The following is an 11,109-nucleotide window of genomic DNA, read 5'->3' as shown; positions in this document are numbered from 1 at the left end:
GGCTGGGACAAGGTCGGCGGGGCCGGGGGCAACGCGGCCGGCGGTATCTACAACGCTGCCAGCGGCACCCTGAAGATCGTCGGCACGTCCGTCATCAGCAACAACATCGGTGCGGGCGGCGGCGGTGGCGGCGGTGGCGGCCAGGGCAGCAACGCCAGCAACGGCGGGATCGCCGGGCGCGGCGTCGGCGCCATCTGGAACCAGGGCGGCACGGTGCTGATCACCGCCGCCAACTTCGCCGCCATCAGCGGCAACGGCGCCGGCAGCGGCGCGGGCGGCACGGCCCAGGGCGGCGGCTCGACGGGCGCGTCGCCGACGGCCTTCGCGGCGATCTTCAACAACGGCGGTACCCTCAACACCGCGTACGTGGAACCGCCGACCGCCACCATCGTGGTGTCCGACACCGCGCTGAAGATCGGCGAGACCTCGCTGGTGACCATCACCTTCAGCCGGGCGGTGACCGGTTTCACCAACGCCGACCTGACCATCGCCAACGGCACCCTGAGCGCGGTGAGCAGCGCCGACGGCGGCATCACCTGGACGGCGACCTTCACCCCGACCAACGGCATCACCGACACCACCAACCTGATCGTCCTGGACAACACCGGGGTGACGGCGGTCTCCGACGGCGCAGCAGGCGTCGGCACCACCTCGTCGAACAACTATGCCATCGACACCCAGCGGCCGACCGCGACCATCGTGCTGGCCGATTCGGCCCTGAAGGTCGGCGAAACCTCGCAGGTGACCATCACCTTCAGCGAAGCCGTGAGCGGCTTCACCAACGCCGACCTGACGATCCCCAACGGCACGCTGAGCGCGGTGAGCAGCGCCGACGGCGGCATCACCTGGACGGCGACGTTCACGCCGACCGCCAACATCACCGACACCACCAACCTGATCACCCTGGACAACACCGGCGTCGTCGACCTGTCGGGCAACGCCGGCAGCGGCACCACCGACTCGGCCAACTTCACCATCGACACCCAGCGGCCGACCGCGACCATCGTCGTGACGGACACGAACCTGGCGGCCGGCGAAACCTCGCTGGTGACCATCACCTTCAGCGAAGCGGTGACCGGCTTCACCACCGCCGACCTGACCGTGGCCAACGGCACGCTGTCGGGCCTGAGCAGCAGCGACGGCGGCATCACCTGGACGGCCACCCTGACGCCGAACGCCAACATCACCGACAGCACCAACCTGGTCACCCTGGACAACACCGGCATCGCCGACCTTGCGGGCAACGCCGGCAGCGGCACCACCAACTCCAACAACTACGCCATCGACACGGCGCGCCCGACCGCCACCATCGTGGTGGCCGACAATGCGCTGAAGATCGGCGAGACCTCGCTGGTGACCATCACCTTCAGCGAGGCTGTGACCGGCTTCACCAACGCCGACCTGACCATCGCCAACGGCACCCTGAGCGCGGTGAGCAGCAGCGACGGCGGCATCACCTGGACGGCGACCTTCACGCCGACCGCCAACATCACCGACGCCACCAACGTCATCACCCTGGACAACACCGGGGTCACCGACGCGGCAGGCAACACCGGCAGCGGCACCACCGATTCGAACAACTACGCCGTCGACACCCAGCGCCCGACCGCCACCATCGTGGTCGCGAACCCGACGCTGGCCGTCGGCCAGACCTCGCTGGTGACCATCACCTTCAGCGAGGCGGTGACCGGCTTCACCAACGCCGACCTGACCATCGCCAACGGCACCCTGAGCGCGGTGAGCAGCAGCGATGGCGGCATCACCTGGACGGCGACCTTCACGCCGACCGCCAACGTCACCGACGCCACCAACCTGATCACCCTGGACAACACCGGGGTCGCGGACACGTCGGGCAACGCCGGCAGCGGCAGCACCGATTCGAACAACTACGCCATCGACACCCAGCGGCCGACGGCGACCATCGTCATGGCCGACAGCAACCTCGCCGCCGGCGAAACCTCGCTGGTGACCATCACCTTCAGCGAAGCGGTCACCGGGTTCACCAACGCGGACCTGACCGTCCCCAACGGCACGTTGAGCGCGGTGAGCAGCAGCGACGGCGGCATCACCTGGACGGCGACCTTCACCCCAAGCGTGGGCGTCAACGACGCCACCAACGTGATCACCCTGGCCAACACCGGCATCGCCGACCTGGCCGGCAACGCCGGCAGCGGCACCACCAACTCGGGCAACTTCACGATCAACACGCAGGTGCCGACGGCCACCATCGTGGTCGCCAACAGCAGCCTGGGGGTCGGCGGCACCTCGCTGGTGACCATCACCTTCAGCGAAGCGGTCACCGGGTTCACCAACGCGGACCTGACCGTCGCCAACGGCACCCTGAGCGCGGTGAGCAGCGCCGACGGCGGCGTCACCTGGACGGCGACGTTCACCCCGACCGCCAACGTCACCGACACCAGCAACCTGATCACCCTGGACAACACCGGCGTGCAGAACAGCGTCGGCAACGCCGGCAGCGGCACCACCGACTCGAACAACTACGCCATCGACACCCAGCGCCCGACCGCCACCATCGTGGTGGCCGACACGGCGCTCGGCGTCGGCCAGACCACCACCGTGACCATCACCTTCAGCGAAGCGGTGACCGGGTTCAGCCTGGCCGACCTGACCGCGGAAAACGGCACGCTCAGCGGCCTGACCACCTCGGACAACATCACCTGGACGGCCACCTTCACCCCGGCGCCGGGCATCACCGACACCACTAACCTGATCACGCTGGACAACACCGGCGTCGCCGACGTGGCGGGCAACGCCGGCAGCGGCACCACCGACTCGAACAACTACGCGGTCGACAGCCAGCGTCCGACCGCGACCATCGTCATGGCCGACACCGACCTGCGCCCGGGCGAGACCACCACGGTGACCATCACCTTCAGCGAGGCGGTGACCGGGTTCGACAACAGCGACCTCAGCATCCCCAACGGCACCCTGAGCAGCGTCACCTCAAGCGACGGCGGCATCACCTGGACGGCGACTTTCACGCCGGCCCTGGGCGTGACCGACAACACCAACCTCATCGTCCTCAACAACGCCGGCTACACCGACGTGGCGGGCAACGCCGGCCTCGGCACCACCAGCTCGGCCAACTTCACGGTGAACACCCTGGTGCCGACCGCGACCATCGTCGTCGCCGACACCGCCCTCAAGGCCGGTGAAACGTCATTGGTGACCATCACCTTCAACGAGGCGGTGAGCGGCTTCGACAACAGCGACCTGACCATCGCCAACGGCACGTTGAGCAACGTCAGCAGCAGCGACGGCGGCATCACCTGGACGGCGACGTTCACCCCGACCGCCAACGTCACCGACACCACCAACCTGATCACCCTGAACAACGCCGGGGTGACCAACGCCTCGGGCAACAGCGGGGTCGGCACCACCGACTCGAACAACTTCGCCATCGACACCGCGCTGCCGACCGCCACCATCACGGTCGCCGACAACCGCCTGGGCATCGGCGAGACCACCACGGTGACCATCACCTTCAGCGAGGCAGTGAGCGGTTTCGACCTGTCGGACATCAGCGTCGCCAACGGCGTGCTGTCGAACCTGAGCAGCAGCGACGGCGGCGTGACCTGGACCGCCACGCTGACGCCGACCGCCGGCGTCAACGACGCGACCAACCTGATCGTGCTCGACACCGCCGGCGTGCAGGACGCGGCGGGCAACCTCGGGGCGAGCATCGCCATCTCCAACAACTACATCCTCGACGCGACCCGGCCGACGGTGAACATCGTGGTGGCCAACCCGCACCTGGGCATCGGCCAGACCACCACCGTGACCTTCACCTTCAGCGAGGCGGTGAGCAACTTCGACCTGTCGGACCTCAGCGTCACCAACGGCGACCTGAGCAACCTGAGCAGCAGCGACGGCGGCAAGACCTGGACGGCGACCTTCACGCCGACCGCGAACGTCACCGACCCGAGCAACTTCATCGCCCTCGACACCAGCAACGTCACGGACCTGGCGGGCAACGCCGGCAGCACAGTGGCGGTGTCCAACAACTACGCCCTCGACGCCGAGCGGCCCACCGCCACGGTGGTGGTGGCCAACCCGAACCTGGGCATCGGCCAGACCACCCAGGTGACCATCACCTTCAACGAGGCGGTCAGCGGTTTCGACCTGGCGGACATCAGCGTCGCCAACGGCACCCTGTCCAACCTGAGCAGCAGCGACGGCGGCAAGACCTGGACCGCGACCCTGACGCCGAACGCCAACGTCAACAGCGCCAGCAACGCGATCAGCGTCAACGCCGCCGGGGTCAGCGACCTCTCCGGCAACAGCGGCAGCGGCATCAGCCAGTCCGGCAACTACGTGATCAATACCGTGCCGCCGGCGCCGCCGCCACCGACGTCGCCGACCGTGGTGGTGACCCCGGATCCCGAGTTCCGCAGCAGCGACCCGGTGACCGTAGCGCCGCCGCCTTACGTGCCGCTGCAACCGATCGTGTTCACCCCGCCCACCGGCAACCTCGGCTCGCCGCTGACCTTTTCGCCGCTGTTCGAGCAGCGGGTGATCGGCGACGGCATCCGTCCGCTCGGTGACATTTTCATCAACCGCGGCGCGCTGAGCCCAAGCTTCATCGCCCAGGTGTTCGGCGACAGCACCTACGGCGACGGCACCGGTCACGGTTTCCTCGGCTTCGGCGGAGGCGACGGCGGGGTGTTCGGCAGCAGCACCTTCGCCGGCCTGTTCAACCAGGCCAGCGATGCCGAGCGCGAATCGGTCAACGCCTTCGACAGCCATCCGATCAAGGGCGGCGACATTTCCCAGGGCCTGCGCGGCGTGTTCGGCGCGCCGACCCTGGGCCAGCAACTGCAGCAGTTCCAGGACAGCGAGCAGCACCGGGTCGACAGCCTGGCGGCGGCGCTCAAGCAGATCGGCGTCAGCGAAACGCCGAGCGCATAAAAACAACACACCATTTGTAGGACCCAAGGGGCGATCCAGGGATGAAGAAGAGTCAGAAGTTGTTCGGCGCCAGCCTGCTGGCGCTGGCGATCAGCGGATGTGCAGTCACCAGTGAGCCGATCGAGCGCAGCGTCAGCGAACAGCGCGCCCGAAGCGATCTGCAGAACATGTACAAGGGCCAGGAGCCGCTGCACGGCCCGCTGACCCTGCACCAGGCCATGGCCCGGGCGGTGAAGTACAACCTCGAAGGCCGGCTCAAGGTCATGGAGGAGGCGCTGGCCAAGCGGCAGCTCGACCTCGCCAGCTTCGACATGCTGCCGCGCATGGCGCTGGACGCCGGCTACGTGGGGCGCAACAACGTCAGCGCCTCCAGCAGCCAGAGCGTGCGCACCGGCACCCAGTCCCTGGAGCCGTCGACCTCCCAGGACCGCGACCGCGACGTCGCCGACCTGACCATGGTCTGGAACGTGCTCGACTTCGGCGTCAGCTACATCAGCGCCAAGCAGCAGGGCGACCAGCGTTTGATCGTTCAGGAGCGCCGGCGCAAGGTGATCAACACCATCGTCCAGGACGTGCGCTCGGCCTACTGGCGGGCGATGGCCGCCGAACGCCTGCTCAAGCAGATCGATGCCTTGATGGCCCGGGTCGACACCGCCCGGCGCAACAGCCAGAGCATGAGCGACCAGCGCATCGGCGACCCGGTGCAGGCCCTCGGCTACCAACGCTCGCTGATCGAGGCGACCCGCCAGCTGGAGGAGCAGCGCCGCGCGCTGTCGCTGGCCAAGACCGAACTGGCGACCCTGATCAACCTGCCGATGGGCTCGGAGCTGACCCTGGCCACCGACGACGGCTACCAGATCCCGGAACTCAAGGTCGACCTGGCCAAACTGGAACAGGAAGCCCTGACCAACCGTCCGGAACTGCGCGAGCAGGACTACCAGACCCGCATCAGCGCCGCCGAGACCCGCAAGGCCATGTTGCGCATGCTGCCGGGGCTGGAGTTCTCCGCCGGCGGGCACTACGACAGCAACTCGTTCCTCGTAGAGCAAGGCTGGGCCGACTACGGCGTGAAAGTCACCTGGAACCTGTTCAACGTGATCTCCGCCCCGGCGGCCATCGACGTGGCCAAGGCCGGCGAAGAAGTCGCCGCCGCACGCCGTCAGGCGATGTCGGTGGCGGTGCTGGCCCAGTTGTACGTGGCCAACGCGAACTATCAGGAGGCGCTGCGCCAGTTCAAGACCAGCCAGCAGTTGTCGGAGATCGACGGCCAGATCGTCGGTCAGTTGCGCAACCGCCACCAGGCCGCCGGCATCGGCGAACTGGACCTGATCCAGGGCGAACTGAACAACCTGCAGGCCGACCTGCGCCGCGACCTGGCCTACGCCGACCTGCGCAACGCCTACGGCCAGATCTTCGCCAGCGCCGGGCTCGATCCGCTGCCGGATCAGGTGCAGTCGACCCAGGTGCAGTCGATCGCCACCGCCCTGGCCAACCGCGAAGCGGCGTGGGCCTCGGGCGACATTTCGGTGCCGGTGGCCCATGCCCCTGCGCAGTGATGCGCCCGGTGTCCCATGAGCCGGCCGGCCTACTCGCGGTTGCCGGTGGCGGTGGATCTGCCGCTGCTGCGCCAGGCGCTGGCGGCGATTGACGACAGCGCCTGGCGGGGGCATTTCAACACCGCGTACTTTGCCGGCGACTGGAGCGGCGTGGCGCTGATCTCCGCGGCGGATGCGTTCACCGAACTGTCGCCCGGCCAGGCTGCGCCGGTGCCCCGCGGGCCCTGGCTCAACGACCGCCGCTGGCGCCAGGCGCTGCGTGGCCTGCCGTTGCAGATCGTCAGCGCCCGGCTGCTTCGGCTCGGGCCGGGCGGGCAGATCCACGAACACCGCGACTACGACCTGGAAGGCCCCGAGGCGGATCTGCGCCTGCACATCCCGCTGCTCAGCCCGCCCGCCGTGGATTTCTGGCTGGACGGCCAGCGCATGCCGATGCAGGCCGGGGAGTGCTGGTTCCTCGACCTGTCGCGGCCCCACCGGGTCGACAACCGCGACAGCAGCGTTCGGGTTCATCTGGTGCTCGATTGCCGTCCCTGCCCTTGGCTTGAGCGGATGATCGGCGAAGGCCTGGCGGACACGCCGGCCCCCGGCACCGAAGACACGGCCCTGCAGCAGTTTCAGCGGCAAGTGGCGGACGATCCGGCGCTCAGCGCGACGCTGCAGGCCGTGCAGGATCCCGAGCGCTTCATCGATTGCGCCGTGGCGCTGGCCGCCGAGCGCGGCCTCGCGCTCACGCCTCAGGCCCTGCGCGCCGCGATGCGCAACGGACGGCGGACATGGAACGAACAATGGCGCGCATGAATTTCGACGGCTGGCTGCCGATCCGCATCTGGAGCGAGGCCGGGCAGTGGCAGGTGGACTGGTGCTGGTTCGGCGATGCGCCGTTGCGCCAGCCGTTTTTCCGCGATGCGGTGGACGACGCGCTGCGGCTGCCGTTCAACCAGGCCTTGCGCCGGCAGACGCCGCTGTCGGCGCTGACGGACTGGCAGGCGCACAGCCCCGGCCTTGCGCCGAGCGCGTTCATCCTGCATGCCTCGCGCTGCGGTTCGACCCTGGTCAGCCAGATGCTGGCCCGGCTCGATGACCACATCGTCGTGTCCGAGCCGCCGCCCCTCGATGCCCTGCTGCGCAGCGACCTGCCGGCGCCCGAACGCCGGGCGGCCATCGCCGGGCTGCTGTCGGCCTACGGCCAGCGTCGGCGCGGCGGCGAACAGCGGCTGGTGATCAAGCTCGACGCCTGGAACATCGGCGAATGGCCGCTGCTGCGCGAATGCCACGGGCAGACGCCGTGGCTGTTCGTCTACCGCGACCCGCTGGAGATCGCCGTCTCCCATATGCGCCGTCCCGGCATGCACATGGTGGCGGGCATGCTCGGCGACTGCGTGCTGGACGACGGCCTGCCGTTCGAGGGGCGCGAAGACTTCATCGCCCGGCGCCTGGGGCGTCTGCTGGAGGCCGGGTGGGTGCATTGCCGCGATTCCGGCGGGCTGGCGGTGAACTACAGCGAATTGCCCGAGGCCATGACCGGGCACCTGGCGACGTTTTTCGGATTGAGCGCCGAGCAGTGCCTTCGGGCATCGGCGGCGACCGTGCAGCACGCGAAACAGCCGGCGCAGGTGTTCGTCGCCGACGGCGAGGACAAGCGCCGCGAAGCGTCGGCGCTGCTCCAGGCGCGGGTCGAGCACTACGCCGGGGCGCCTTACCGGGCGCTGGAGGCGTTGCGGCAGGACACGTCGTGCGCCGAGGTCAGGACGGTTTCGTCAGGTCGCTCATCCCTTTGAGCAGCTCGATCGGCAGCGGAAAGACAATCGTCGAGCTCTTGTCCCCGGCGATCGAACTCAAGGTCTGCATGTAGCGCAGTTGCATGGCGCCGGACTGGCGCCCCAGCATCTCGGCGGCCTGCATGAGCTTCTCGGAGGCCTGCAGTTCGCCTTCGGCGTGGATCACCTTGGCCCGCCGCTCCCGTTCCGCCTCGGCCTGCTTGGCGATGGCGCGCACCATCGACTCGTTGAGGTCGACGTGCTTGATCTCGACGTTGGCGACCTTGATGCCCCAGGCGTCGGTCTGGGCGTCCAGCACCTGCTGGATGTCGATGTTCAGCCGTTCCCGCTCGGCCAGCAGTTCGTCCAGCTCATGCTTGCCCAGCACCGCGCGCAGGGTGGTCTGGGCCAGTTGGCTGGTGGCCATGAGGAAGTCCTCGACCTGGATGATCGCCTTCTGCGGGTCGAGCACGCGAAAGTACAGCACCGCGTTGACCTTCACCGACACGTTGTCGCGGGTGATCACGTCCTGGGGCGGCACGTCGAGGACGATGGTGCGCAAGTCCACCCGCACCATCTGCTGCACCACGGGGATCAGCAGGATCAGCCCCGGCCCCTTGACCTGCCAGAAGCGCCCGAGCTGGAACACCACGCCCCGTTCGTACTCGCGCAGGATGCGGAACGTCGAGCCGGCCAGGGCGATGAGCAACAGCAGCAGCGCGACAAAACCGATTTGCAGACCCATGATCACTCTCCGAGCGGTGCCGCGTCAGCCGCGGCCACTTGCAGCAACAGGCCCTTGCGGCCCACCACCCGCACCGGTTGCCCGGTGTGCAGCGGCGTGGGGCTGAGCACCTGCCAGCGTTCTCCCTGCAATTGCACCCAGCCGCTGCGGGCATCGCCGGGCTCCACGACGGTGACCGCCGTCACGCTGCCGAGCAGCCCGGCGTCGCCGCTGACCGGCCGGCGCGGCCGGGTCTTGAGGGCCCGCCAGAGCAGCGCGGCCAGCAGCACCGCACTGACCAGGCCCAGGCCGAGCATCATCGGCACCGGCAGGCCGACGTCACCCAGGATCAGCGCGCCGACCACGAACATGACAAGGCCGGCCAACCCGACCACACCGTAGTTGGGCAGCACGGCTTCGGCGATCATGAACGCGATGCCGAGGGTGATCAGCCACAGGCCCACCGGGTTGACCGCCGGCAGCGGGGCATCCGCCGCCAGGGCTGCTCCGCTGAGCAGCATCGACAGGGCAAGCGCACAGCAACGGGTGTTCACGTGACCCTCCGGGAGCGTCAGGGGCTTACCTACAGTCTAGTTGAGCCTGCACCTGGATGATTTTTGATCAGTCCGGGCAAGCCGCCAGTGGGCGGAAATCCCTGTGCGGGCGGCCCGGCGGACTAGACTTTGTGGACGGCAACAGCATTCATGACCGTCCGCCGCACAGCGCCGGCGGGCATCGAGGTGCATCATGCGTATGGCAAGAAAGGTGCAAAGCAGCCTGAGACAGGCGCAATGCGAATATGACATCGTCGCTCATCCGCACTCCTCCAGCAGCCTGGAAACGGCGCGGGTCGCCGGGGTGCCGGCGGAGCGGGTGGCCAAATCGGTGATCCTCGACGATCGCCACGGGCACTACCTGATGGCCGTGCTGCCGGCCAGCCATCATCTGGACCTGAGCAAAGTGCCCGACGGCGGGCAATGGCAGATCACCCGCGAAAGCAACCTGGCGCACCTGTTCGACGACTGTGAACGCGGCGCGGTGCCGCCGCTGGGCGACGCCTACGGGCTGGACATGGTCATCGACCCGCTGCTGACCCGGCAGAAAGACATCTACCTGGAGGCCGGAAACCACAACAACCTGCTGCACATGAGCATCCCTGAATTCCTCAAGGCGGTGCCCCATGCGCAGGTGCGGGAGCTGAGCGATTAGCTACCGCCCTGCGGTGCACGACGCAGGACCTGCGCAAGCGAGCCTGTCCGCGATGACGGCGGCAGGCGGGCTCCCGCAGTCTTTCCTTTGCCCGTGACTTTCGAAGGAGCCAGACATGGAAAACCCGACCCACAGCCTTTCAGCGTTGTTCAAGCAACTCGGCCTGGCCAGCGATCCGGCCGGCATCGACCAGTTCATCGCCACCCATTCCCCGCTCAAGCCGGAACTGCACCTGGCCGATGCGTTTTTCTGGAACGAGGCGCAGAAGGCCTTTCTGCGGGACGAGATTCTGGATGACGCGGATTGGGCGGAGGTGGTGGATCAGTTGGATGTGATGTTGAGAAAGGGAAGGGCCGGGTAGTCGTCACTGCGGCAATGGCCATCGTCGAGCGGTATGGATCAGCGCCAGAATCCACACCGCCTCTTGCTCGATCTGGTAAACGAGACGGTAGCTGGGATGAGGAATGATCTCGCGCGTGCCGGCGATGATGCCGACGGGGCCGATGTTCGGGTTCCGGGAGAGGCGGGACACCGCCTCGCTGAAGCGGGTGTCCATGTCTGCGGCGGCTTTTGGATTCGCTTCGTAAAGGTAATCCCAAATCTGTGCACGATCCTGTGCGGCGGTTGGTGTCCATATAATCTTCATTCTTGACTGTCTGCCCGCCTGCGCCTTGCGGCGAATTGAGCTTCAACGTCTTCGTTCGACAGGCCGTCACCCGAGCGGACGGCATCGCGGGCGATGTCGACCTTGCGTTGCAGAAAGGCTTCGTACTCCCGTGCTTCCCGTTGTGTCCGCACAAAGTCGCGCATCATTTCCCGCACGATCTGCGAAGCAGGGCGATGGCTGGCTTCGGCCTCGGACATGAACTGTTCGCGCAATTCCGGTTCAAGCTTCATTGTGAAAACGGCTTGTTTCGACATCATGTCGTTC

General features: G+C 67.5%; 10 protein-coding genes. 6 read left to right on the top strand and 4 right to left on the bottom strand.

Annotated features, from left to right (window positions below; translation table 11 throughout):
* The 4 genes from CAG33_RS16975 to CAG33_RS16960 all read left to right on the top strand — a co-directional run.
* Positions 1 to 4,929: S-layer family protein (locus CAG33_RS16975; protein ID WP_085639537.1), on the top strand; the 4,929-nt coding region annotated here is incomplete at its 5' end.
* 41 nt (positions 4,930 to 4,970) lie between these two features.
* Positions 4,971 to 6,485 (top strand): TolC family protein, encoded by a 1,515-nt coding sequence (locus tag CAG33_RS16970; RefSeq protein ID WP_085582142.1) that lies wholly within the window; start codon positions 4,971 to 4,973, stop codon positions 6,483 to 6,485.
* Between the two features lie 15 nt (positions 6,486 to 6,500).
* Positions 6,501 to 7,286 carry an aspartyl/asparaginyl beta-hydroxylase domain-containing protein gene (locus tag CAG33_RS16965; protein WP_085582140.1) on the top strand — a complete coding sequence of 262 codons (786 nt, stop codon included), beginning with the start codon at positions 6,501 to 6,503 and terminating at the stop codon, positions 7,284 to 7,286.
* Positions 7,274 to 8,266, top strand: a complete 993-nt coding sequence (locus CAG33_RS16960) for a sulfotransferase family protein (RefSeq protein WP_085631827.1) — start codon at positions 7,274 to 7,276, stop codon at positions 8,264 to 8,266. Before CAG33_RS16965 ends, CAG33_RS16960 begins: the two co-directional genes overlap by 13 nt.
* Here CAG33_RS16960 and CAG33_RS16955 read toward each other — a convergent pair.
* Together CAG33_RS16955 and CAG33_RS16950 are read right to left on the bottom strand one after the other, a co-directional pair.
* Positions 8,232 to 8,990: a slipin family protein gene (locus CAG33_RS16955; RefSeq protein ID WP_085582135.1), complete on the bottom strand. Its 759-nt coding sequence runs from the start codon at positions 8,988 to 8,990 to the stop codon at positions 8,232 to 8,234. The genes CAG33_RS16960 and CAG33_RS16955 overlap by 35 nt on opposite strands.
* A gap of 2 nt (positions 8,991 to 8,992) precedes the next feature.
* Positions 8,993 to 9,523, bottom strand: coding sequence for an NfeD family protein (locus CAG33_RS16950; protein WP_085582133.1), 531 nt, complete (start codon positions 9,521 to 9,523; stop codon positions 8,993 to 8,995).
* A gap of 193 nt (positions 9,524 to 9,716) precedes the next feature.
* Between CAG33_RS16950 and CAG33_RS16945 the strand changes: the two genes are divergently transcribed.
* The gene (locus tag CAG33_RS16945; protein ID WP_085582131.1) at positions 9,717 to 10,178 is read left to right on the top strand and encodes an aminoacyl-tRNA deacylase; all 462 of its coding nucleotides are present in this window, start codon (positions 9,717 to 9,719) and stop codon (positions 10,176 to 10,178) included.
* Between the two features lie 115 nt (positions 10,179 to 10,293).
* Positions 10,294 to 10,539 carry a DUF2789 domain-containing protein gene (locus CAG33_RS16940; protein ID WP_085631829.1) on the top strand — a complete coding sequence of 82 codons (246 nt, stop codon included), beginning with the start codon at positions 10,294 to 10,296 and terminating at the stop codon, positions 10,537 to 10,539.
* 3 nt (positions 10,540 to 10,542) lie between these two features.
* Here CAG33_RS16940 and CAG33_RS16935 read toward each other — a convergent pair whose 3' ends face one another.
* Positions 10,543 to 10,824: a type II toxin-antitoxin system RelE/ParE family toxin gene (locus tag CAG33_RS16935; RefSeq protein ID WP_085582127.1), complete on the bottom strand. Its 282-nt coding sequence runs from the start codon at positions 10,822 to 10,824 to the stop codon at positions 10,543 to 10,545.
* Entirely contained in the window at positions 10,821 to 11,099 is a 279-nt protein-coding gene (locus CAG33_RS16930; protein ID WP_085632030.1) for an antitoxin of toxin-antitoxin stability system, read from the bottom strand. Before CAG33_RS16930 ends, CAG33_RS16935 begins: the two co-directional genes overlap by 4 nt.
* Positions 11,100 to 11,109 lie beyond the last annotated feature (10 nt).

Origin of the sequence: Pseudomonas sp. B3(2017) (genome assembly GCF_002113595.1) — a bacterium.
Lineage (GTDB): Bacteria > Pseudomonadota > Gammaproteobacteria > Pseudomonadales > Pseudomonadaceae > Aquipseudomonas > Aquipseudomonas ekonensis.
The sequence above is the reverse complement of the archived record's forward strand: the minus strand, read 5'-3'. Positions and strand labels throughout refer to the sequence as shown.